Raw genomic sequence first — 21464 nt, 5'->3', positions numbered from 1 at the left:
CGCACCGGGCACAATCGCGGCCGTGTTGGCGAACGGTGCTGTTCTGCCTGCTGGCGCCGACGGTGGTACGCCTATTGCCGGTGCTGAGCGCGATGCTCGGCTCCCGGTTCTCCTGGCCCGAACGGCTGCTGCTGGGCTGGCCGGGCCCGCGTGGCACCACGTCGGTCGTGTTCGGCCTGCTGGCGTTCAACGTGCTCATCGGCGATGACGAGCGGGCGGTGCTGATGACCATGGTCATCGCGGTCCTCGGCAGCGTCATCCTGCACGGAGTGGGCGCGCCCGCGGCTGCCCGCGCATACGACAGGTCGCAAACTAGACTGACCGGGTGACCTCCGAGCTCACGCAGACCGTCGACACGGTCGAGCACGCCGCAGCCACTGCCGACCAACCGCAACCGTTCCGCGAGCTCGGGCTCAAGGACGACGAATACCACCGCATCCGGGAAATCCTCGGCAGACGGCCGACCGACGCCGAGTTGGCGATGTATTCGGTGATGTGGAGCGAGCACTGCAGCTACAAGTCCTCGAAGGTGCACCTGCGCTACTTCGGCGAGACCACCACCGAGAAGATGCGGGCCGCAATGCTGGCGGGCATCGGTGAGAACGCGGGCGTGGTCGACATCGGCGACGGCTGGGCGGCCACCTTCAAGGTCGAGTCGCACAACCACCCGTCCTACGTCGAGCCGTACCAGGGCGCGGCCACCGGTGTCGGCGGGATCGTCCGCGACATCATGGCGATGGGCGCCCGCCCGGTCGCAGTGATGGATCAGCTGCGGTTCGGCGCCGCGGATGCGCCCGACACCCGTCGCGTCGTCGACGGTGTGGTGCGAGGCATCGGCGGATATGGAAATTCCCTTGGACTGCCCAACATTGGCGGCGAGACGGTGTTCGACGCGTCCTACGCGGGCAATCCCCTCGTCAATGCGCTGTGTGTCGGGGTATTGCGCAAAGAGGATCTGCACCTGGCGTTCGCGTCGGGAGAAGGCAACAAGATCATTCTCTTCGGTGCGCGCACCGGCCTCGACGGTATCGGCGGCGTATCGGTGCTGGCGTCGGAGACGTTCGGTGGCGACGAGGACGGGGCCGGACACGAAGCCGAAGGCGGAGCTGGACCAGCGAAGTCGCGGAAGAAGCTGCCGTCGGTTCAGGTTGGCGACCCCTTCATGGAGAAGGTGCTCATCGAGTGCTGCCTCGAGCTGTACGCCGCCGGCCTGGTGATCGGCATTCAGGATCTCGGCGGCGCCGGGTTGTCCTGTGCGACATCGGAACTCGCTTCAGCGGGCGACGGCGGCATGGCCGTGGAGCTGGACGCGGTGCCCCTGCGGGCGGCGAACATGACGCCTGCCGAGATCCTGTCAAGCGAGTCGCAGGAACGGATGTGCGCCGTCGTCGCGCCCGAGAACGTGGACGCGTTCATGGCGGTGTGCCGAAAGTGGGAGGTGCTCGCGACCGTCATCGGGGAGGTCACCGACGGCGACCGGCTGAAGATCACCTGGCACGGCGAAACAGTCGTCGACGTGCCGCCCCGCACCGTCGCGCACGAAGGGCCCGTCTACGAACGGCCCGTCGAGCGGCCTGCGACCCAGGACGCGCTCAACGCCGACACGTCCGAGACGTTGCCGCGGCCGCAGACAGGTGACGAGCTGCGCGCGACTCTGCTTGCCATGCTCGGCAGTCCGCACCTCTGCAGCCGGGCGTTCATCACCGAGCAGTACGACCGCTACGTCCGCGGAAACACCGTGCTCGCCGAGAACGCCGACGGTGGGGTCTTGCGGGTCGACGAGTCCACCGGCCGCGGCATCGCGGTGTCCACCGACGCCTCCGGCCGCTACACCCAGTTGGACCCGTACAGGGGCGCGCAGCTCGCCCTGGCCGAGGCCTATCGCAACGTCGCGGTGACCGGTGCCACGCCGATCGCCGTCACCAACTGCCTGAACTTCGGCTCGCCCGAGGATCCCGGTGTCATGTGGCAGTTCTCCGAGGCCGTCCGCGGGCTGGCCGACGGCTGTGCCGCCCTTGGCATTCCGGTCACCGGCGGCAATGTCAGCTTCTACAACCAGACCGGCGCGACGGCGATCCTGCCGACCCCGGTCGTCGGTGTGCTCGGCGTCATCGACGACGTCGGCCGTCGCATCCCCACCGGGATCGGCACCGAACCCGGGGAGACGCTGCTGCTTCTCGGCGAGACCCGCGACGAGTTCGACGGCTCGATCTGGGCGCAGGTCACCGCCGACCATCTGGGCGGACACCCGCCCGAGGTCGACCTCGCCCGCGAGCAATTGCTCGCCGAGGTGCTCGCCGCGGCATCGCGCGACGGGCTGATCTCGGCCGCACACGACCTGTCCGAGGGCGGCTTGATGCAGGCGGTCGTCGAAGCGGCGTTGACCGGTGAAACCGGTTGCCGCATAATCATTCCCGAGAGCCAAGACCCGTTCACATTCCTGTTTTCCGAGTCGACTGGGCGGGTGCTGGTCGCCGTTCCGCGCACCGAGGAGAGCCGGTTCCGGTCCATGTGCGAGGCCCGCGGGCTTCCTGTCACCCGCGTCGGGGTGGTGGATCAAGGCAGCGACGCCGTCGAGGTGCAGGACCAGTTCACGGTTTCGTTGGAGGACCTGCGCAGCACATCGGAGGGTGTGCTTCCCGGGTTGTTCGGGTGACAACCGACGCCCTCACGGACGAACCGGTCGCCGCAGGCGACGAACGCAGCCACCCACTGCTCGTCTGGGCGTGGAGCCTGGTGCGGCTCGACTTCGTCGGGATCGCGTTCGGCGCACTGTTCTTCTGTCTGTCGTTGACGCCGTCACTGCTGCCGCGCGACTGGCTGTTCCAGGGACTGATCGGCGGAACCAACGCCGCCATCGGCTACGGGATAGGTGTTTTCATCGGAAAGATGTTGCGGCGCTTCGTGTTACAGCGAAGGAGATGGTGGCCGCCGCCCAGGCGGGTCCTCTATTGGGCCAAGGCCGTCACCATCGCACTCTCGACGGCTGTGAGCCTACTGATGCTGATCCCTGCGGCCGCCTGGCAGCGCCGGGTTTCGGCGGTGATGGGCATGGAAGGGCCGGGCACGGTCGGCTACCTGCGCACCTTGATCGTCGCGATGCTCGTCACCGGCCTGTGCGTCTCGTTGGCGCGCGTCGTCATCGACCTGATCAAAACGATGGCCCGGTACTTCATCAGGCGCTGGCGCCTTCACGACGAGGTTGCGCTGTTCATCGGCACCGCGATCGTCGTCGTGCTGGCGATCACGTTGATCAACGGTGTGCTGATCCGCGGCTTCCTGGTCGGCGCGAACCGAGTGTTCCAGCCGCAGAACACAACGACCCGGGAGGCGATCACCCAACCGCTGGATCCCGAGAAGTCTGGCAGCCCAACATCTTTCGCGCCCTGGGAGACGCTGGGCTTCCAGGGCCGCAACTTCGTGGCCACCGGGCCCCATGTCGATGAGCTGACCCGGCTGAACGGCACACCCGCCAAGGAGCCGATCCGGGTGTACGCGGGCCTGCAGACGGCGGACACCGATCAGGAGCGCGCCGACATTCTGGTTCGCGAACTCGACCGCACCCGCGCATTCGACCGCAGGGTGCTTGTCATCGTCCCGACCACGGGCACGGGGTGGATCAACCCCGTCGCGGCGCGCGCACTGGAGTTGATGTACAACGGCGACACCGCGATGGTCGGTTCGCAGTATTCCTATCTGCCGAGCTGGATTTCATTCCTCGGCGACAGGGACAAGTCGATGCAGTCCGGTCGGACGATGATCGATGCGGTCCACGAGTGGTGGTCGCGGCTGCCTGCCGATCGGCGGCCCAAGCTGATGCTTTACGGCGAGAGCCTCGGCTCGATGGCGGGGCAGGGCGCGTTCGACTGGCTCCCCGACATTGCCCGAATGGGGTTCTCCTCGGTGCTGTGGGTGGGGCCGCCGAACGCGAGCCCGCTGTGGAAGGCGATCACCGTGCGACGCGATCCCGGCACCCCCGAGGTCGAACCCCGCTACGACAACGGTCGCACCGTGCGGTTCTCCCAGGCCAATGGCTCGGCCGAGATCGCCTCCGACACAGAGGCCACATGGGAGGGCACCCGCGTGCTCTTTCTGCAACACGCCTCGGACCCGATCGTCTGGTATTCGGAGGACCTTCTGTTCAACCGGCCCGACTGGCTGAAGGAGCCGCCTGGGCGGGACCGCACGCCGCTCATGCGGTGGTACCCGATCGTCACGTTCTGGCAGGTCGCCGCCGACATGACGAACGCGAGCTCGGTGCCGGGCGGGCACGGCCACAATTACGGCGAGTTCGTGCTCGACGGCTGGGCCGCGGTCGCCCCGCCGGACGGCTGGACACCCGGGGACAGCGAACGAATCAGGACGGCTCTGGAGGAGACCGAGGCCGACGACGGACCCGAGTATTAGTGCGCGCCAAGCCTATTGGAGCGATGGCGATGGCGGCGGGGCTGATCGGCTGGCACGGAATGGTCAGCCCGCGGCTGCCTGAGCGGGTACGGCCGCCGGTCAACGCGGCGCTCGGGGCAGGGCTGGTGATGGCGGCCCGCGCACCGCTCGGCCTGCGCCCGCCGCAGCTGTGGGCGGGCCTGCGTCTCGGGCTGGCCGTGGCCGCGCCGGTGATCATCGGCGTCGGCGCGTCGACGGGCGCGTCGCCCGTGCGCTCGGCGATGGCCGTACGGGATCTGCCCGCGGCGCCGGCTTCGTGGCTGGGGTTTCGGATTCCGGTCGGAACGGTGTGGTCGGAGGAGGCAGCGTTCCGCGCTGCGCTTGGCACGGTCGCGGCCGACGCCTTCGGGCCGACCGGCGGGCGACTGCTTCAGGCGCTGGCGTTCGGGCTGTCGCACATCGACGACGCCAGGGGCGCAGGAGAACCGGTGATCGGCACGATTGTGGCGACCGGTGTCGCGGGCTGGTTCTTCGCGCTGCTGCACGAACGTTCGGGCAGCCTGGCGGCCCCGATGCTCGCACACTTCGCGATCAACGAGGCAGGCGCGGTCGCGGCGATCGGTGTGCAGCGCCTCGCGCGCTAGATTCCCGCGAAATGGCATTCCGGCAGGCCCCTTCTCGCAATTCTCCTGCTTGAGCGCAATCTCGCGAGGCGGGGAGCGAACGAGTCGGTGGCGGACGTCTAAGCGATGTGAGCGAGATACTCATCGGAACCGAGGCGGTAGTCAACGGCGTCGTCACGCGACATGCACTCGCGCGCTGGTATCGGCCGTTCTATCCGAACGTGCATGCGCCGCGCCGCAGGCAATTGACCGTTAGCGACCGTGCACTCGGCGCGTGGCTGTGGTCCAAGCGGCGAGCGATTGTCACCGGTGTCGCGGCGTCTGCGTTGCACGGCGCTGAGTGGGTCGATGCAGACATCGACATCGAGGTGATCCACCGGTGCCCTAGGCCTCCCGCGGGGATCATCGCGCGCAACGAACGCATCGCTGAAGACGAGATCACCTGCGTTGACGGCATTTCCGTGACGACTGTCGCCCGCACTGCGCTGGACCTGGGCCGGTACCAATCGCGCGGGCAAGCGATCGCACGGCTGGACGCCTTGATGCGGGCCGCACCGTTCTCCAGCGAGGAAGTGTAGCTGTTGGCCAAGCGGTACCGCGGTGCCCGAGGTGTGAAACGGCTCAAGGATGCCGTGCCGCTCGTCGACGGCGGAGCGGCCTCGCCGCGAGAAACGTGGTCGCGGCTGCTCTACGTGGACGCCGGCCTACCCACACCACGGACTCAGATACCGATCTTCGATGTCGACGGGACCTTGCTGCGCACCGTCGACATGGGCTGGGAGGACTTCAAGGTCCTGTCGGAGTACGACGGCGATCAGCACCGGACGGACCGCCCGCAGTACGTCAAGGACATGCGGGTGATCCCGAAGATCGAGCGTCTCGGCTACATCGTGCAGCGCGTCATCAAGGAAGACCGGCCGGCCGCGATCGTCCGCCGTGCCTGGGATGCGCTGGTCTCGCGCGGCTGGCGTCCTTAAGTACTCGCGACACTGCATGTGGGCAGACCGCTTCTCGCGATTCTTCTGCTGGAATGCCATTTCGCGGGAAATCAGGGGTTGATGGTCGCCTCGCCGACTGTGCGGCCCCAGATGTAGTCCTGCGTCCACGGCGTCGCGATTTCGAAATGGTTGTAGGGCGCGATGCTCAGGCCGGTGTCCATCACTAGATACGGGAACGGCCAGAGATCCTTCGTGACCTTCTGCCAGCAACCGGGGCGTCCCTCGGGCCCGCCCTTAGCGTTCACCCGCGGCAGGTTGTCGGGGTAGATGAACGGGTTGCCCGGCAGCAGCACGGTGCCGAACGCCCGCAGCGCGTAGCCGTTGTCGCCGCCGAGGGTCTTCGCCAGCCTTGGGCCCACCTCGGCGTAGTTGCGTGTCGTGCAGAAAATCATCGCCCGGTAGTCGTCGAGGAGCTTCGTGGTCGGCAGCAGATCCTCGGCGGCCCGGACGAGATACGGCCCGCCGCGCTCGAAACTCCCTGTCGCGGTGTTGCTGAACCCGATCGCGGCCATCAGCGCGGCGTCGATGTCGCCCCGTCGCTCGTTGATCGTGCGCGCGGTGGTCACGGCGTTGTCGAGACCGTCCCACAGGTCGGGAGAGGCGTCGGCGTACACGTCGGCCAGGTCGGCGACGGCCTGAGTGTCGGCGCGGATCTGTGGCATCCGCGGGTTGAGGTCGTCCATGATCCGGATCGCGTCGGCGAGCGAGTCCCCGAACCGCTCGCCGAGCCCGGTGAACGCCTGGGCGGCCGCATTGAGCGTGGCGTTGAGCTTGACCGGGTCGACCTGCTCCGAGATCTCCATCACCGTCTCGAAGAGGGTGTTGAACTCCGTCGTCACCGACGACGCGTCGATGACGTCCCGGCTCGTGATGCGCTGTGTGCTCGGGTCTTTCGGCGAGCTGAACGCGATGTATTTGTTGCCGAAGACGGTCGTCGCACTGACGTCGGCGATAACGTTTCTCGGGATGAAACCCAGATAGCGCGGTTCGACGTCCAACGTCAGCTTGGCCTTGGCGGTCTCGTCGACCTCCACGTAGTCGACGCCTGCCACCTTCCCGATCTCCACGCCGTTGTAGGTCACCTTCGAGCCGGGGTCGACGACGAGGCCCGCGCGCGGGGCGAGCACCGTCAGCGGCGTCTTCTCGGTGAGCTCGCCGCGGAACTGGAGAAAAAGCAGGCTCGCCGCGACGACGGTGAGCACGACGAGGACCGCTCCAGCCGCCTTGTACGGCGGCTTATGTCGGTCGACGAACACCTTGAGACACTAAGGTATGTCCGCCCACCGCACCGCTGATCCGGCGAAGACGCGCGCAGCCGTGCTTGCACTCGCTGACTGGCTGCGCGACGAGAATCGTCCCGCACCGCAACGATCCGCGCTCGCAGAAGCCGTTCGGCTCACCGCGCGCACACTCGCCACCTCCGCGCCTGGCGCAAGCGTCGAGGTCCGAGTGCCGCCGTTCGTTGCGGTGCAATGCATTTCGGGGCCGAGGCACACGCGCGGCACTCCGCCCAACGTCGTCGAGACCGATCCGCGCACCTGGCTGCTGCTCGCCACCGGGCTCACCACCGTCGCCGATGCCGCCTCCGGCGGCCGGTTGCAGATGTCCGGCGCACGCGCGCCCGAGGTCGCCGCCCTGTTGCCGGTCGTGCCGGTGGACGGCTGACCGGGGCGTGCCATCGACACGCCAGGGAATCGACTCGCACGCCGAGATTGTTGAAAGAGCCGGCGACATGAGCGCCACGATTCCGTCATCGACCCCGCAAGACCGTAGACTGACCTCGTCACCCACCGCCTATGGGAGCAGCCTTATCGTGACCGTCGAGCAAACGGAGAACGAACCAAGAGAAGAGTGCGGCGTCTTCGGTGTGTGGGCTCCCGGCGAGCAGGTCGCCAAGCTCACCTACTACGGCCTCTACGCGCTCCAACACCGAGGTCAGGAAGCTGCGGGTATCGCCGTCGCCGACGGCTCGCAGGTGCTGGTGTTCAAGGATCTCGGGCTGGTCAGCCAGGTCTTCGACGAGCAAACTCTCGGCGCTATGGAGGGCCACGTCGCGATTGGGCACTGCCGTTACTCCACGACCGGCTCAACCACGTGGGAGAACGCTCAGCCTGTGTTCCGCAACACAGCCGCGGGCACCGGCGTCGCGCTCGGACACAACGGGAACCTTGTAAATACCACCGAACTCGCCGCCCAAGCCCGCGACGCCGGCCTCATCAACACTCGCGGAGCGGCCACCGCCACCACCGACTCCGACATCCTCGGGGCGCTGCTGGCACACGGGGCCGCAGACTCGTCGCTGGAGCAGGCCGCACTTGCGCTGCTGCCGACCGTGCGCGGTGCCTTCTGCCTGACCTTCATGGACGAGAACACGCTCTATGCGGCCCGCGACCCGTACGGTGTGCGGCCGCTGTCATTGGGGCGCCTCGACCGCGGCTGGGTGGTCGCGTCGGAGACCGCTGCGCTCGACATCGTCGGCGCCTCATTCGTCCGCGACATCGAGCCCGGCGAGCTGCTGGCCATCGACGCCGACGGCGTGCGCTCCAGTCGGTTCGCCCCGCCGTCGCCCAAGGGCTGCGTCTTCGAATACGTCTACCTGGCGCGGCCCGACAGCACCATCGGCGGCCGCTCAGTGCACAAGACCCGCGTGGACATCGGCCGCAGGCTGGCCCAGGAGATGCCCGTTGAGGCCGACCTGGTGATCGGTGTGCCCGAGTCCGGCACCCCGGCCGCCGTCGGCTACGCGCAGGAATCAGGCATTCCGTACGGGCAGGGCCTGACGAAGAACGCCTACGTCGGGCGCACGTTCATCCAGCCGTCGCAGACGATCCGCCAGCTGGGTATCCGGCTCAAGCTCAACCCGCTCAAGGAAGTGATCCGCGGTAAGCGGCTCATCGTCGTCGACGATTCGATCGTGCGCGGCAACACGCAGCGCGCGCTGGTGCGAATGCTGCGCGAGGCCGGCGCGATCGAGGTGCACGTGCGCATCGCCTCGCCGCCGGTGAAGTGGCCGTGCTTCTATGGCATCGACTTCGCCACGCCCGCCGAGCTGATCGCCAACGCCGTCGAGAACGAGGACGAGGCGGTCGAGGCCGTCCGGCACGGCATCGGCGCCGACTCGCTCGGCTACATCTCGCAGCACGGCATGATCGCCGCGACCGAACAGCCCGCGTCAAGGCTGTGCTCGGCCTGCTTCGACGGCAAGTACCCGATCGAGCTGCCGGGTGAGACGGCGCTGGGCAAGAACGTCATCGAGCAGATGCTCTCGACCGCCGCGCGCACCGGGATCCCGCTGCGGCCCGACAGCGACAACGCCTCAGCGTTGCGTCGACCCTGAAACCTACTGCGGCGCAGTGGGACTGAACCTCAACAGGTGTCGCTTTCCATCGTCTGACGCGGTGCCGTCACCCTGCAGCGCCTCGGTGACCGCAGCACGGTATCCCGTCAACCCACCCTCCGGCGGCGGGATGATCTCGTCGATGTCGTGGTTGCGCATGACGGCGTCACATTCGAGAGACTCCACCAGCGGTCGCGCCAAGCCCGACGGGATCGGTGTGACCAGGCCGACCCACCAGCTGGCGATGGTCGGCGTCAGAAACGGCAGCACCACGATGATTCGACGGCGCAGCCCCGCGACGTCGGCGTAGCCCTGCATCGCATCGCCGTACTCCATCACGTCGGGACCGCCGATGTCCCATGTCCGCGACGACGGGACGTCAGCCGTCGCGGCGCCGGCGAGGTAGTGGAGGGCGTCGTCGATCGAGATCGGCTGAATCTTGTTGCTCACCCACTTCGGCGTCGTCATCGCAGGAAGCCGGTCGGTGAGATGGCGGATCATCTCGAACGACGCGGAACCGGAGCCGACCACGATGCCTGCCTGCAACACGACCGTCTCGATGCCGGAATCGATGAGGATCTCGCCGACCTCCGTGCGCGACATCAGATGGCGCGACAACTCCGCGCCCTCCGGATGCAGCCCACTGAGGTACACCAGCCGCCGCACGCCCGCCTTCTTCGCCGCCTCGACCACGTTGCGGGCCGACTCCCTCTCCGCGGCGACGAAATCTTTCGACGTGCCCATCGAGTGCACGAGGTAGTAGACGACGTCGACGCCGTCGAACGCCTCGGTCAGCGACTCCGGGTCGGTCAGATCACCGCGAGCCACCTCGACGTCATCGCGCCATGGCGCCGTCGCCAGCTTGTCGGGATTACGCGCCAACGCCCGCACCGGCAGGCCGGCGTCGAGCAGTCGAGGCACGAGCAACCCACCGATGTACCCCGTCGCTCCGGTCACCAGGCAGCGAGTATCTGCAGCGGGCACTTCGTCTCACCTCCGTCGTGTCTCCTCAGGTATTCGGAGCCAGTCGACGGGCGGATGACCGTTTCCGGCCTCAGGCAAACCCGCAGCCGGGATCGGGCTGGTCGTCCGACAGGGGCGCGCCGGCCGGATCGATGTAGAGAATCTGCAGGACCAGCGGCCCGGGGCCGGGATTGCGGCCGATGTGCACATAGCCGGGACCGCCCTTCTCGGCGATGCTCTGGCCCGCCAGATACAGCCCGTCCATCGAGCAGTCGGCCCGGTAATGCATCAAGACGCCCTCCTTGACGACTCCGAGCAGCTCGCCGGCGTGGGAGTGCCAGCCGGTGCTGCCGCCAGGGGCGATGGCGATTTCGCGGAAGATGTAGTCCTTGCCCTCGTCGCTCGTTTGCCAGATGACGGTGCCGTCGGTGTCACGGGCAGGCGTCGCGGCCGCCACGCCGGGCGCGGCAACCGCTGCCGCCGCCATTGCAGCGGCGGCCGGCGCAAACCAACAAACTCGCACGAGTGCTCCTCGGATGCTTCGGGTCATGGTCGGTCACCTTGTCATAACCGCCGAAGTCCTGGGTTTATGTGCCGCAGAAGACGCAGAAGTGCCAGCGCATACCGTGCGGTCGCCCAGCCCGGTAGATTTGGCTGCGATGACGGATCGCGCCGCACAACACGGCATCTCCTACGCATCGGCCGGGGTGGACATCGAAGCAGGTGACCGCGCCGTCGAACTGTTCAAACCGCTGGCGAGCAAGGCGACCAGGCCCGAGGTGCGCGGTGGCCTCGGCGGGTTCGCCGGGCTGTTCGCCCTACGTGGTGGGTACCGCGAGCCGGTGCTGGCCAGCTCGACCGACGGCGTCGGCACCAAGCTGGCCGTGGCCCAGGCCATGGACAAACACGACACCGTCGGCTTCGACCTCGTCGCGATGGTCGTCGACGACCTGGTCGTCTGCGGCGCCGAGCCGCTCTTCCTGCAGGACTACATCGCCGTCGGGCGCACGGTTCCCGAGCGGGTCAGCGAGCTCGTGTCAGGTATCGCCAACGGCTGTGTGATCGCTGGATGCGCGCTGCTGGGCGGTGAGACCGCCGAACACCCCGGGCTGATGGCTCCCGACCACTACGACATCTCGGCCACCGGCGTCGGCGTCGTTGAGGCGGACGACGTGCTCGGCCCCGACCGTGTCAAACCGGGCGACGTGATCATCGGCATGGGCTCCACCGGACTACACTCCAACGGCTACTCGCTGGCCCGCAAGGTGCTGCTGGAGATCGACCGGATGAACCTGGCCGGCCACGTCGAGGAGTTCGGCCGAACGCTCGGCGAAGAGCTGCTCGAGCCGACCCGCATCTATGCCAAGGATTGCCTGGCACTGGCCGCCGAAAGCCAGGTCCGAACGTTCTGCCACATCACCGGCGGCGGGTTGGCAGGCAATCTGGAGCGCGTCGTCCCGCCCGGGCTGGCGGCCGAGGTCGATCGCGGAACCTGGACGCCCGCACCGGTTTTCGGCATGATCGCCCAGCGCGGCCGCATCGACCGTATCGAGATGGAGAAGACGTTCAACATGGGCGTCGGGATGGTGGCCGTTGTGGCGCCGGAGGACACCGACCGCGCGCTGGCGATCCTGACCGCGCGTCACCTGAACTGCTGGATTCTCGGAACCGTCAAGAAAGGCAGCAAGGACGGCCCACGCGCGCAACTCGTGGGCCGGCACCCGCGCTTCTAGGCGGGTTGACGCGGGTTACCGCCGCCAGTCGTCCTCGGACGCCCAGTCGGCGCTGTCGAGATCGCCGTCAGGCTCGTTTCCGTCCGACCCGGCCAGCTCGCGCTGCAACTGGCTGAAATCGGTCTGCGGTGAGCTGTATTTGAGCTCACGAGCAACCTTGGTCTGCTTTGCCTTCGCCCGGCCGCGGCCCATGGGGGGACCCCCTCGCGCAATAACGGAGCGGCCCAATAAACAGGCGGCTCCGATCTGTGTGTTCTTTATGTCCTGCCAACACTTTACCGTGCCCTGCCGAGCTGCGCTGGCAGGCCCTCACCCGGCGCGGATCGGCTCACCGTGTGCCGCCCCGTAGCCGCTCGACGGCCACCCGGCCGGCTCCTGTGACGTCGGCGGCGGGCATCGAGTCGGGATCGATGACGGCGGCGACCTCGGCCTCGCCGCCGGTGGTCAGCGGCGTGTCGGCGGGCAGGCCGCGTTTGAGAAGGGCCAGTGCGACGGGACCGAGATCGACGTGGTCGACGACGGTGCCCAGCCGACCGACGGTCCGCCCGCCCGCCAGCACCGGATCGCCTGCCGCGGGCCGATCGGTGGACCCGTCGAGATGCAGCAGCACCAGCATCCGGGGCGGTTTACCCAGGTTATGAACCCGTGCGACGGTTTCCTGCCCGCGATAGCAGCCCTTGTCCAGATGCACCGCGCTGCCGATCCAGCCCACCTCGTGCGGAATCGTCCGCTCGTCGGTGTCGACACCGAGGCGCGGCCGCAGCGCCGTCACCCGCTGCGCCTCATAGGCCCACACCCCCGCGCGGCGAACGCCCGCGGCGGTCAACCGGTCCAGCCAGTCGGCGGCCAGCGCGCGCGGCACCACCAGGTCGAGCCTGCTGTCGGGGCCGCAGAGCCTGCGGACGAAGCCGCCGCCGGGAAGAGCCTCGGCGGTGTTCTCCGCCGGTAGCGAAGCGAGCCCGAGGACACCAAGCACCCGGTCGTCGGCCAGCCGAGGGCCGAGCAGCGACAACACCGCGAGATCGGCCTGCTCGATCGCGACGTCGGACCAGAAGATCATCTTGCGCAAGTAGGCCAGCAACGGCTCTCCGCGCCATGCCTCGGTGTCGAGATAGGTGACGTCGCCGAGCTCGGTCTGAATCCAGTGATCTTCGACACGACCCTGCCCGTCGAGGCTCAGATTCTCGGTGACCGTGCCGTCGGGCAGGTCGCTGACGTGCTGGGTGGAGATGTTGTGCAGCCAGCTCTTGCGCTCGCCGCCTCGCAGCTCGATGACGACCCGATGCGAGCGGTCCACCACCACGGCGTCGTCGGCCGCGGCGCGCTGCTCGCCCAGCGGATCGCCGTAGTGCCAGGCGGCGCCTGCGTCGGGCCCCGATTCGGGGGCGGGAACTGCTGACATGGTTCCAATCGTACGTTCGATGCTCCTGGCCAAGCGCTCGTCGGCTGGCGCTACGCTTCTTGGCCATGGCGAGCGAACCGGGGGTTGTGGTCACGCTCGACGGGCAGTGCCACGACCCTCGGACACCGCTGCTGCACGCCGACGACCTGGCCGCGGTGCGCGGCGACGGCATCTTCGAGTCGCTGTTGGTGCGTGACGGACGGCCGTGTCTGCTCGAAGCTCACCTCGGTCGGTTGACGCAGTCGGCGCGGCTGATGGATCTGCCCGAACCGGAACTGGTGCGTTGGCGTGCCGCAGTGGCGGCCGCCACTGCCCGCTGGACGGAGATGGGCGGCGCCGAGGGTGTGTTGCGGCTGATCTACAGCCGCGGCCGCGAGAGCGGCTCGGAACCGACGGCCTACGCCATGATCGGCGCGCTGGCCGACAGGGTCGCCACCGTCCGCGCCAACGGCACCGCGGCCGTGACGCTGCAGCGCAGCCTGCCGTCGCAAGGCGCCGCCGACATGCCCTGGCTGCTCGCAGGCGCCAAGACGCTGTCGTACGCGGTGAACATGGCGGCCCTGCGGCACGCCGAGCGACAGGGCGCAGGCGACGTCGTCTTCGTCAGCCCTGAGGGCAACGTGCTCGAGGGGCCGCGTTCGACGGTGGTCATCGCCACCTACGGGGAGGGGGAGGCCGGACGTCCTTGTCTCTTCACCCCGCCACCTTGGTATCCGATTCTGCGCGGCACCACGCAGCAGGCGTTGTTCGAGGTCGCGCGCAACAAGGGGTACGACTGCGACTACCGGGCGTTGCGGCCCGCCGATCTTTATGCCGCGCAAGGCGTTTGGCTGGTCTCGAGCATCACTCTGGCGGCGCGGGTGCACACCCTGGACGGCAAGCCGCTGCGGCCGTCGCCGATAGCGGCCGAATTCGCCGAGCTCGTCGACGCCGCCATCGTCAGCGATCGCTGAGCGCCCCTACTCGGGCTTGCGGCCCGACAGCATCAGCAGCGGCAGGCCTTCGATGCGCGAGACGTCTTTGTCGACGAGGTCGATGCGGCTCGCGAGGTCGCGGGCGTCGTCGAGGTCGAGCGACCGCCCCGCGATCCAGGTGCGAAAGAACGCGAGGTTGGGCCCGCCGAGGAAGCGCGGGGTCGTGTAGTTCGCGACGAGGTTCTCGGAGTCTTCGAAGGTCGCGCTGCGATCGGCATCGGTGACCAGAAGCGGCCCGCCGGGTCTGAGCACGCGGATGCACTCCGCCAGCCCGGCATGCTGCGACGTCCAGTGCTTGATGGAGCCGTAGCTGAGCACGCCGTCGAAGGAGGCGTCAGGGAAGGCCAGCTGTGTCGCATCGCCGATTTCGAACCGGACGCGGTCGCCGTATCCGCTCATCAGCTTTGTGGCGCGCGCGATCTGCGGCTTGGACAGGTCGATACCGACGAGCTGGATGTCCTGCCGCTGATCGGCGATGTACTTGGTGAACTTGGCGCCGCCGCAACCGACGTCCAGGACGCGGGCGCCCTGGGGAAGGTGCGGCAGAAACCGCTCGTCGATCACGTGCCGGGACTCATAGACCGCAGGCGCGACGATGGTCTCGTACGTCCATGCGTGAAACGACGTATAGATCGCGGTGATCTCGTCGAACGGCGCCATCGCCATGGGTTTCGCTCCCCTCAGACCGGAGCGTTGATCATAGGTGACGCGGCTTGTTCGCTCTGGAAATAATTTCCTAGCAGCAGCTTTGGGTGAGTGGTAACTTCGGCCGTACACAGGGAAGGAGGTGGTCCGAGAAATTGATTGACTTATGGACATGTGAGGTGGCTGCGAGCTAGCAGCGCCAGGGGAGTCACCTGCGCGCGCCGGCGAATTCCCCGCAGTCACCCGGCCCCCGAGCCCCTCGGTTTTGTCCAACCAGGAACAGCGGCTCGGGGGCCGCACCATTTCCAGGGTCGGAAGACCCCTATCGGATCGAGGCCTCAAACCCATGCGAATCTCCGGGTCGAACGTGCTACTGACTGGCGCCACCGGCGGTATCGGGCACGCAATTGCACAAGCGGTCGCAGACCGCGGCGGGAAGCTGATCGTGACCGGGCGGCGCGGCGACCTGCTCGAGCAACTGGCGACCGAGTTCAAGGCACGGCCGCTCACCGTCGACCTGTCCGCGCCAGATGACGTCGTCCGTCTCGCGCAGGAAGCCGGCGACGTCGACATCCTGATCGCCAATGCCGCGCTGCCCGCATCGGGCACGCTCGATTCGTTCACCGTGAAAGAAATCGACCGCGCGCTCGATGTGAACCTGCGCGCACCGATGGTGCTCGCCCACGAACTCGCGCCGCGGATGGCCGCCAACGGCGGCGGCCACCTGCTGTTCATGTCGTCCCTTCTCGGAAAGGCCGCGATGACCGGCACCTCCGTCTACAGCGCAACCAAGTACGGCCTGCGCGGGTTCGCCGCCTCACTACGGGCCGACCTACGCGAGGCAGGTGTCGGGGTATCGGTGGTGTTTCCAGGAATGGTCCGCGAGGCGGGCATGTTCGCCGACGCCAAGGTGGATCTCCCGCCGGGCACAGGTACCAGCTCCCCGGAAGAGGTGGCGCACGCTGTCGTCACCGCAATCGAGAAGAACCGCGGCGAGATCGACGTCGCGCCGCTGACCGTGCGGGCCGTGTCGATGTTCGCGGGCCTGGCACCCGAGCTTGCAGCGGGTCTGACGCGACGCATCGGCGCGGACAAGGTGACCGCGAAGGTCGCAGAGGGTCAGCGCGATAAGCGCTGAGCCGGGGCGGCGCGTGCGATGATGCCCCGCATGCGTTCGCCGGGGCGGTTCGTTCCGCTGCTGGCCGCTGCGCTTGTCGGCTGCGCCCCGACGGCCGGGCCGCCCATTGCGGCGGGCCTGTCGCAGTGCACGAGGGATTCGCTGGACACGATGTACAGGGGCGTCTTCACCGTCGCCACCGACCAGCCCGTCTATCCGCCCTGGTACATGGGCGACAACCCGGAGAACGGCGAGGGCTTCGAATCCGCCGTCGCCTATGCCGTCGCGGCCGGGCTCGGTTATCAGCGCGACGACGTGCGGTGGGTACGGGTGCCGTTCAACGCGGCTCTGGCGCCGGGTGGCAAGGAGTTCGACGCGAGCCTGTCGGAATTCTCCATCACCGACCAGCGCAGGGCGGCCGTCGATTTCTCGGCGCCGTATTTCGACGTGACGCAAGCCGTCGTCACACGCAAGTCGTCGCCGGCTGCGGCGGCGCGCAGCGTGGCTGCGCTCAAACCACTACGGCTCGGTGTGCAAGTCGGAACGACCAGCTACTCGGCGGCGACCTCGGTGAACGGCGTCAGCCCGGTATCTGTCTACAGCACCAACGTCGACGCGAAGATGGCGTTGAGCAGCGGCGAGATCGACGCGCTAGTCGCGGATCTGCCGACTGCGTTCGCAGTGGCCAACGAACTGAGCGACGGCGTCATGGTCGGCCAATTGCCCGCAGGCGGAGACGATGTCGAGCAATTCGGGATCGTGCTGAACAAAGACAGCTCGCTGACCCGCTGCGTCTCATCGGTGGTCGACGCCCTTCGCGATGACGGCACGCTGGCCGCGCTGCAGACCACGTGGCTGGCCGAGGCGGGCAAGGCGCCGCTACTTCGCTAGGGCGCGTCGGGGCCTGGCGCGAGCGAAGCGCACGCCTGCTCGGCCTTCTTCCAGGTGGACTCGTCGGTCCCTTGGGGCGGTCCCGTGACGGGTCCCGGCGGAGCCGAGACACCGTGTTCGCGGAGGCAACTCGCGTAGCCGCCGTGACCGTTCAGGGCGGGCGACTGCGTCGACGACTCCTCTGACGGGGCCTCGTTTGACGAGCAGCCCGCGATGACGACTGCTGCGGCGACAACCGCCGCGAACCGCACTGCGCGCATCAGCCGACGAACCTCGTCAGCCTGGCCGACAGATGCGGAACCAGCCCGCCGTCGGCGTCGACGCGTTCCTCCACGTAAGCCAAATCGCCCCCCTCGACAATGCCGTACAACCGTTTCGCTCCACCGACCAGCATGCCGGATTTGCTGCGTGCCAATGCATCTGTGGCCAGTTCCCACGACGACTGGTTCAGTGGCCTGCCGTAGAAGAGTTCGACGTAGCCCTGGGAGTGCGCCAGCAGCAGTTCGATCGCCTGCGACTCGTTCGCGTCGTTCGGGTCGTCGACGAAGCGCCAGAAACCCGACTCCCGCAGGCCGGTCTTCTCGAACTCGCCGGACTCGGTCAGCCGCCAGGACCGCGCTTCCCAGATCAGATAGTCACCGCCGTCGTGTGACACCACGATCTGCTGTCCGAATCTGTAGTCGCCCTGCGCGCCTCGGCCCTCGCCCTCGCCGCGCCACACACCGACCAGCGGCAGCAGCGCAAGCAGCGCATCGTTCAGATTGGCGCCTTTGCGCAGGTTCGCGGTATCGGCGGGCGCAGGCAGATCGGTGAACACCGGGATGTTGCGCGCGGCCGTCGTCTTGGCCCGTTCTGCGGCGGCGGCAACCGCCCGGTCGCCCGACCCGTCGGGCAGGGGACTCTTGTCGGAAGTCACGATTCGTCGGTGATGAGCCGGTACAGCGCATACAGCGCGAACCACGTGATGACCACCACGCAGGCCACGAGCAGCAGTTCGTAGAACAACACCACGGTCGCAAGTCTAGTCCGCGACCGCGGCCTTCTGCCGCCTAGGCGCGGTTGATGGCGCAGCTCTCCCCCGCAAGCGGGTGGGCCCCCAGCTTGCGAGGGGAGTGCCCCCACGTCGGCTCGTGCTCCCCAGCTGGCGCGTGGGCCCACGCCGCCTTCGTCGCTACGCGACCTTGACGTCGACCTCGTGGATTCCTGCGCCCGACGGTGCAACGCTGGCGTCGCCGTTGCCCGCGGGGGATAGTGCGCGCAGCGTCCAGGTGCCTGGCGCGGCGAAGAACCGGAAGTCGCCGGTGGCCGACGCGACGACCTCGGCGGTGAACTCGTCAGACGCGTCGAGCAGGCGCACGAACGCGCCGCCGACGGACTGGCCGGCACCGTCGACGACGCGACCGGTGATCACCGTTTCCTTCTCCAGGTCGACGCCTGCAGGCAGCGTCTGTCCTTGCTTCGGTGCAGAGCACATATCAACTTCCCAACTCAATCGGGGCACCCACAAGGGAGCCGTATTCCGTCCAACTGCCGTCGTAGTTCTTTACGTTCTTGTGTCCCAACAGTTCCTGCAGCACGAACCACGTGTGCGACGAGCGCTCACCGATGCGGCAGTACGCGATGGTCTCCTTCTCACCGTCCAGACCGGCTTCGGCGTAGAGCTTGGCGAGGGCGTCGTCCGACTTGAACGTGCCGTCCTCGTTGGCCGCCTTGCTCCACGGCACGTTGATCGCGCCGGGGATGTGGCCCGGCCGCTGGCTCTGCTCCTGCGGCAGATGCGCGGGAGCGAGGATCTTGCCGGAGAACTCGTCGGGCGAGCGCACGTCGACGAGGTTCTTCTCGTTGATCGCCGCGATGACCTCGTCGCGGAATGCCCGAATGCTGTTGTCGGGCGCCTTGGCGGTGTACGAGGTCGACGGGCGGTCGGGCACCTCGGAGACCAGGGGGCGGCCGTCGAGTTCCCACTTCTTGCGTCCGCCGTCGAGGAGCTTGACGTTTTCGTGGCCGTACAGCTTGAAGTACCAGTACGCGTATGCGGCGAACCAGTTGTTGTTGCCGCCGTAGAGGATCACGGTGTCGTCGTTGCTGATGCCCTTGTCCGAGAGCAGCTTCGAGAACTGCTGGGCGTCGACGAAGTCGCGCTTGACCTGATCCTGGAGCTCGGTCTTCCAGTCGAGCCGGACCGCGCCCGCGATGTGGCCGCCCTCGTAGGCGGAGGTGTCTTCGTCGACCTCGACGAAGACGGTGTTCGGTGCGTCGAGATTGCTCTCGGCCCAGTCGGTGGTGACCAGGACATCGGAGCGAGCCATGAAGGAAATCCTTTCGATTGCTTGATTCGTGCCTATTACGCGGGAACCCGCGATCGACGCAGACGCGCGATCAGGGGGTGGAGCTGACAGCCGAGGCAGATGGCGAAGGCGGCGTTGAGGAATGCGGCGACCAATGCCAACCCGGTGGCGATCAGTCCGAGTGTGCTCAGCCCCGTCGCGAACCCGGCGGTGCCGAAGACGGCGAAGACGAAGCCGACGAGCTGCGCGAACTTCAGCGGCGGTACCGGCTCCTTCTCGGTGACCGGGGCGAGCCGGGGAGCGACGAGCTTGGCGAAGAGCAGGCCGTACGGGTGCTTGCGGGGCCCGCTGAGCGCGCCGATCGCGAAGACCACTGCCTGTCCGCCCAGGATCACCGCGGCGGCGGTGAGGCTGACGCTGGACACCAGCAGCGTCGCGACGAGGACCGCGGTGGTGACCCATGCGGCGAAGCGGGGCCCGCGGACGTCGACATGGTCGACGGTTGCGTTCGTCGCGGGCGATCGCAGTTCGGATGTCATGGAAGTCACACTCCTGTTGTTGGATACGGCTGGTTGCGAGCAGGCCACATCAGGGCTGCTCCGAGCGAAGCGCGCGAGACCGCGCAGCTGCGCTCAGCAGCTACAACAACAACAGCAGGAACCCGCAATGCGGCACAGGTCGACTGCGCGGCGCTTGGTGAGCATCACCTGGAGGCGGGCGGACACGCGGGACAGCTTACCCAATGACATGGTGATCAAGCCAACAGCGGTTCGAGCGCGGACCGCAGGTCAGCGGCAGTCGGGACGCCGGAGGCCCGGTATCGCCTTCGGCCGTCGGCGTCGAAGATGAATGTCGTCGGCAAAGACAGCACCGAAAGGCGGCGCGCCGCCTCGGGATCGGCGTCCATGTCGATCTCCACATGCGACACGGCGGGCAGCTCGGCGCAGACCTGGTCGACGACTTTTCGTACACCCGAGCACGGCCCGCACCACACCGCGCTGAAGTGCACGATCGTCGGACCGGTCGGCGAAAGGCCGAGCCCGGAGGTGTCGACCGACTCCGATTCCGCTGCGTTCGCTGTCTCCTTCATCAGGCCGGCGCGCAGGGCGATCAGCCTGTTGATGACGTAGGCGATCCCGAACGCCGCGATCAGGACGACGATCACAATGGCAATCGACGGGCTCATGACTGTGTGAACTCATTCAGCGAGACGGTTACTCCCTTGGCGATGCCTTCGATGATGACGTCGGACCCGCGGACTCCCTCGCTCGTCGGGGCGAGCCCGAACGGCAGCTCGAGCCCGGGCATCATGGATCTGAACGCGGCCAACACGGCCGCGGCCTTGTCCTCGGGCACCTCCTGATCGGCGGTGCCCGCGCCGGTGAGGACCCCCGTCGGGGTGAACACCAGGGTCGTTCGGTCGGGTCCCGCGACGGACAGATCCACCGAAATGCTCACTCTCTCGTCGTAGTCGGCTGCTCTCGGTGTACCCGTGAAGACCAGCCCCTTACTGCCCGAGATACCCGATTCGGTAGTGCCGCCGGTGGGGTTGTTCGTCTCCTTGGGCGGCGCCTCCACCAGCAGGTCGGGGATGCCCATGAAGCGACCGAGATGGGTGGAGTCGATGATGACCCGGCTTTCGACCTCGGCCACCGGAAGTTCGGAATCCGCATCGATGAGCCACGAGTCGGCCGGAACGTCGACCGAATACAAGGTCGCCTCGTAGGAGACTTCGCCCCCGACGGGGTGATCTACGCCATTGGCACGAATTTCGATCTGGCTGTAATGCCTGCCGGCGGCCTGGGAGATGAACGGGAAGCCGATGATGCCGACCCACGGGTCGAAGTTGAGTTCTGCCGCGCTGCGAACCGCCCTGGCCAGGCGATATTCGGCGTAGATCGCCGCGCCGAAGTCGACGCCGACCCCTCCGACCACCACCGCGGTCACCGCCGATATCACCCCGATCACCAGCTTGCGCACAGCGACATTCTGGCCCACCGGAGCGGCCACGCTCTGCTCGGCGCGGCCAATCACCATGGGTCGGGTTATCGTTAGTGCACTGGTAACGCCCAGATGTCGCGCACGAATCTGGGAGGTATCCGACGAC

The 21464-nt window shown here is 67.5% G+C and carries 24 protein-coding genes and 1 pseudogene; 11 read left to right on the top strand and 14 right to left on the bottom strand.

What is annotated here, in order from left to right; translation table 11 throughout:
• Nucleotides 1–35 precede the first annotated feature (35 nt).
• From C6A82_RS23110 to C6A82_RS23090, 5 genes and pseudogenes are all read left to right on the top strand, one after another.
• Nucleotides 36–329 carry a hypothetical protein gene (locus tag C6A82_RS23110; RefSeq protein WP_142405930.1) on the top strand — a complete coding sequence of 98 codons (294 nt, stop codon included), beginning with the start codon at nucleotides 36–38 and terminating at the stop codon, nucleotides 327–329.
• On the top strand, nucleotides 326–2656 hold the full coding sequence (purL, locus tag C6A82_RS23105) for a phosphoribosylformylglycinamidine synthase subunit PurL (RefSeq protein WP_105344358.1): 2331 nt from the start codon (nucleotides 326–328) through the stop codon (nucleotides 2654–2656). Before C6A82_RS23110 ends, purL begins: the two co-directional genes overlap by 4 nt.
• Nucleotides 2653–4407, top strand: a complete 1755-nt coding sequence (locus tag C6A82_RS23100; RefSeq protein ID WP_396836568.1) for an alpha/beta hydrolase — start codon at nucleotides 2653–2655, stop codon at nucleotides 4405–4407. The genes purL and C6A82_RS23100 overlap by 4 nt, the downstream gene beginning before the upstream one ends.
• 23 nt (nucleotides 4408–4430) lie before the next feature.
• On the top strand, nucleotides 4431–5030 hold the full coding sequence (locus C6A82_RS23095) for a CPBP family intramembrane glutamic endopeptidase (protein WP_199193706.1): 600 nt from the start codon (nucleotides 4431–4433) through the stop codon (nucleotides 5028–5030).
• A gap of 107 nt (nucleotides 5031–5137) precedes the next feature.
• Nucleotides 5138–5986 (top strand): annotated as a pseudogene (locus tag C6A82_RS23090) (hypothetical protein).
• Between the two features lie 71 nt (nucleotides 5987–6057).
• On the opposite strand, the gene C6A82_RS23085 reads toward C6A82_RS23090, so the two are convergent.
• Nucleotides 6058–7263: an MCE family protein gene (locus tag C6A82_RS23085; protein WP_105344356.1), complete on the bottom strand. Its 1206-nt coding sequence runs from the start codon at nucleotides 7261–7263 to the stop codon at nucleotides 6058–6060.
• Between the two features lie 16 nt (nucleotides 7264–7279).
• Here C6A82_RS23085 and C6A82_RS23080 point away from each other — a divergent pair, with 16 nt between their 5' ends.
• Both C6A82_RS23080 and purF read left to right on the top strand, forming a co-directional pair.
• Nucleotides 7280–7672: a sterol carrier family protein gene (locus tag C6A82_RS23080; protein ID WP_105344354.1), complete on the top strand. Its 393-nt coding sequence runs from the start codon at nucleotides 7280–7282 to the stop codon at nucleotides 7670–7672.
• A 148-nt stretch (nucleotides 7673–7820) separates the two neighbouring features.
• Entirely contained in the window at nucleotides 7821–9344 is a 1524-nt protein-coding gene (gene purF, locus C6A82_RS23075; RefSeq protein ID WP_311101494.1) for an amidophosphoribosyltransferase, read from the top strand.
• Between the two features lie 3 nt (nucleotides 9345–9347).
• On the opposite strand, the gene C6A82_RS23070 is transcribed toward purF, so the two are convergent.
• Nucleotides 9348–10328 carry an NAD(P)H-binding protein gene (locus C6A82_RS23070; protein WP_105341662.1) on the bottom strand — a complete coding sequence of 327 codons (981 nt, stop codon included), beginning with the start codon at nucleotides 10326–10328 and terminating at the stop codon, nucleotides 9348–9350.
• Between the two features lie 70 nt (nucleotides 10329–10398).
• A complete protein-coding gene (locus C6A82_RS23065) occupies nucleotides 10399–10794 on the bottom strand; it encodes a cupin domain-containing protein (RefSeq protein ID WP_105341664.1) in 396 nt (131 codons plus the stop codon).
• Between the two features lie 172 nt (nucleotides 10795–10966).
• Here C6A82_RS23065 and purM point away from each other — a divergent pair, with 172 nt between their 5' ends.
• Nucleotides 10967–12040 carry a phosphoribosylformylglycinamidine cyclo-ligase gene (gene purM, locus C6A82_RS23060; RefSeq protein ID WP_105341665.1) on the top strand — a complete coding sequence of 358 codons (1074 nt, stop codon included), beginning with the start codon at nucleotides 10967–10969 and terminating at the stop codon, nucleotides 12038–12040.
• 15 nt (nucleotides 12041–12055) lie between these two features.
• Here purM and C6A82_RS23055 read toward each other — a convergent pair whose 3' ends face one another.
• Both C6A82_RS23055 and C6A82_RS23050 read right to left on the bottom strand, forming a co-directional pair.
• Nucleotides 12056–12232, bottom strand: coding sequence for a DUF3073 domain-containing protein (locus tag C6A82_RS23055; protein ID WP_105341667.1), 177 nt, complete (start codon nucleotides 12230–12232; stop codon nucleotides 12056–12058).
• Nucleotides 12233–12368: 136 nt separating this feature from the next.
• Complete coding sequence (locus C6A82_RS23050) at nucleotides 12369–13442, bottom strand: folate-binding protein YgfZ (protein WP_311101493.1); 1074 nt, start codon at nucleotides 13440–13442, stop codon at nucleotides 12369–12371.
• A gap of 65 nt (nucleotides 13443–13507) precedes the next feature.
• Between C6A82_RS23050 and C6A82_RS23045 the strand changes: the two genes are divergently transcribed.
• The gene (locus C6A82_RS23045; RefSeq protein ID WP_105345851.1) at nucleotides 13508–14395 is read left to right on the top strand and encodes an aminodeoxychorismate lyase; all 888 of its coding nucleotides are present in this window, start codon (nucleotides 13508–13510) and stop codon (nucleotides 14393–14395) included.
• A gap of 6 nt (nucleotides 14396–14401) precedes the next feature.
• On the opposite strand, the gene C6A82_RS23040 is transcribed toward C6A82_RS23045, so the two are convergent.
• Complete coding sequence (locus tag C6A82_RS23040; protein WP_105345853.1) at nucleotides 14402–15082, bottom strand: class I SAM-dependent methyltransferase; 681 nt, start codon at nucleotides 15080–15082, stop codon at nucleotides 14402–14404.
• A gap of 325 nt (nucleotides 15083–15407) precedes the next feature.
• Here C6A82_RS23040 and C6A82_RS23035 point away from each other — a divergent pair, with 325 nt between their 5' ends.
• A complete protein-coding gene (locus C6A82_RS23035) occupies nucleotides 15408–16199 on the top strand; it encodes an SDR family oxidoreductase (RefSeq protein ID WP_105345854.1) in 792 nt (263 codons plus the stop codon).
• A 30-nt stretch (nucleotides 16200–16229) separates the two neighbouring features.
• Nucleotides 16230–17069, top strand: a complete 840-nt coding sequence (locus tag C6A82_RS23030) for an ABC transporter substrate-binding protein (protein ID WP_199193801.1) — start codon at nucleotides 16230–16232, stop codon at nucleotides 17067–17069.
• Here C6A82_RS23030 and C6A82_RS23025 read toward each other — a convergent pair.
• The 8 genes from C6A82_RS23025 to lmeA all read right to left on the bottom strand — a co-directional run bounded on the left by C6A82_RS23025 (nucleotide 17066) and on the right by lmeA (nucleotide 21394).
• The gene (locus C6A82_RS23025; protein ID WP_105345857.1) at nucleotides 17066–17329 is read right to left on the bottom strand and encodes a hypothetical protein; all 264 of its coding nucleotides are present in this window, start codon (nucleotides 17327–17329) and stop codon (nucleotides 17066–17068) included. The two genes, C6A82_RS23030 and C6A82_RS23025, sit on opposite strands and share 4 nt — an antisense overlap.
• A complete protein-coding gene (locus C6A82_RS23020; protein WP_105345859.1) occupies nucleotides 17329–17985 on the bottom strand; it encodes an FABP family protein in 657 nt (218 codons plus the stop codon). The genes C6A82_RS23025 and C6A82_RS23020 overlap by 1 nt, the downstream gene beginning before the upstream one ends.
• A gap of 255 nt (nucleotides 17986–18240) precedes the next feature.
• Nucleotides 18241–18543: a DUF1416 domain-containing protein gene (locus tag C6A82_RS23015; protein WP_105345863.1), complete on the bottom strand. Its 303-nt coding sequence runs from the start codon at nucleotides 18541–18543 to the stop codon at nucleotides 18241–18243.
• A 1-nt stretch (nucleotide 18544) separates the two neighbouring features.
• Nucleotides 18545–19378, bottom strand: coding sequence for a sulfurtransferase (locus C6A82_RS23010; RefSeq protein WP_105345865.1), 834 nt, complete (start codon nucleotides 19376–19378; stop codon nucleotides 18545–18547).
• 35 nt (nucleotides 19379–19413) lie between these two features.
• Complete coding sequence (locus tag C6A82_RS23005; RefSeq protein WP_105345867.1) at nucleotides 19414–19896, bottom strand: DUF4395 domain-containing protein; 483 nt, start codon at nucleotides 19894–19896, stop codon at nucleotides 19414–19416.
• A 93-nt stretch (nucleotides 19897–19989) separates the two neighbouring features.
• On the bottom strand, nucleotides 19990–20106 hold the full coding sequence (locus C6A82_RS27010; RefSeq protein ID WP_396836561.1) for an Ms5788A family Cys-rich leader peptide: 117 nt from the start codon (nucleotides 20104–20106) through the stop codon (nucleotides 19990–19992).
• A gap of 5 nt (nucleotides 20107–20111) precedes the next feature.
• The gene (locus C6A82_RS23000) at nucleotides 20112–20543 is read right to left on the bottom strand and encodes a thioredoxin family protein (RefSeq protein ID WP_105345871.1); all 432 of its coding nucleotides are present in this window, start codon (nucleotides 20541–20543) and stop codon (nucleotides 20112–20114) included.
• On the bottom strand, nucleotides 20540–21394 hold the full coding sequence (lmeA, locus tag C6A82_RS22995) for a mannan chain length control protein LmeA (protein ID WP_233216967.1): 855 nt from the start codon (nucleotides 21392–21394) through the stop codon (nucleotides 20540–20542). The genes C6A82_RS23000 and lmeA overlap by 4 nt, the downstream gene beginning before the upstream one ends.
• Nucleotides 21395–21464: the final 70 nt, after the last annotated feature.

The sequence above is a fragment of the Mycobacterium sp. ITM-2016-00318 genome (genome assembly GCF_002968285.2).
Classification (GTDB): Bacteria; Actinomycetota; Actinomycetes; order Mycobacteriales; family Mycobacteriaceae; genus Mycobacterium.
This window is presented reverse-complemented; position numbering and strand designations above follow the sequence as displayed.

Coding starts and splice junctions, on each gene's coding strand:
- C6A82_RS23015 (WP_105345863.1), bottom strand. CDS start 18,543: ATGTGCTCTGCACCGAAGCAAGGACAGACGCTGCCTGCAGGCGTCGAC.
- lmeA (WP_233216967.1), bottom strand. CDS start 21,394: ATGGTGATTGGCCGCGCCGAGCAGAGCGTGGCCGCTCCGGTGGGCCAG.
- C6A82_RS23025 (WP_105345857.1), bottom strand. CDS start 17,329: ATGCGCGCAGTGCGGTTCGCGGCGGTTGTCGCCGCAGCAGTCGTCATC.
- purM (WP_105341665.1), top strand. CDS start 10,967: ATGACGGATCGCGCCGCACAACACGGCATCTCCTACGCATCGGCCGGG.
- C6A82_RS23065 (WP_105341664.1), bottom strand. CDS start 10,794: ATGGCGGCGGCAGCGGTTGCCGCGCCCGGCGTGGCGGCCGCGACGCCT.
- C6A82_RS23035 (WP_105345854.1), top strand. CDS start 15,408: ATGCGAATCTCCGGGTCGAACGTGCTACTGACTGGCGCCACCGGCGGT.
- C6A82_RS23045 (WP_105345851.1), top strand. CDS start 13,508: ATGGCGAGCGAACCGGGGGTTGTGGTCACGCTCGACGGGCAGTGCCAC.
- C6A82_RS27010 (WP_396836561.1), bottom strand. CDS start 20,106: ATGTCATTGGGTAAGCTGTCCCGCGTGTCCGCCCGCCTCCAGGTGATG.
- C6A82_RS23055 (WP_105341667.1), bottom strand. CDS start 12,232: ATGGGCCGCGGCCGGGCGAAGGCAAAGCAGACCAAGGTTGCTCGTGAG.
- C6A82_RS23095 (WP_199193706.1), top strand. CDS start 4,431: ATGGCGATGGCGGCGGGGCTGATCGGCTGGCACGGAATGGTCAGCCCG.
- C6A82_RS23030 (WP_199193801.1), top strand. CDS start 16,230: ATGCGTTCGCCGGGGCGGTTCGTTCCGCTGCTGGCCGCTGCGCTTGTC.
- C6A82_RS23000 (WP_105345871.1), bottom strand. CDS start 20,543: ATGAGCCCGTCGATTGCCATTGTGATCGTCGTCCTGATCGCGGCGTTC.
- C6A82_RS23010 (WP_105345865.1), bottom strand. CDS start 19,378: ATGGCTCGCTCCGATGTCCTGGTCACCACCGACTGGGCCGAGAGCAAT.
- C6A82_RS23050 (WP_311101493.1), bottom strand. CDS start 13,442: ATGTCAGCAGTTCCCGCCCCCGAATCGGGGCCCGACGCAGGCGCCGCC.
- C6A82_RS23005 (WP_105345867.1), bottom strand. CDS start 19,896: ATGACATCCGAACTGCGATCGCCCGCGACGAACGCAACCGTCGACCAT.
- C6A82_RS23040 (WP_105345853.1), bottom strand. CDS start 15,082: ATGGCGATGGCGCCGTTCGACGAGATCACCGCGATCTATACGTCGTTT.
- C6A82_RS23080 (WP_105344354.1), top strand. CDS start 7,280: ATGTCCGCCCACCGCACCGCTGATCCGGCGAAGACGCGCGCAGCCGTG.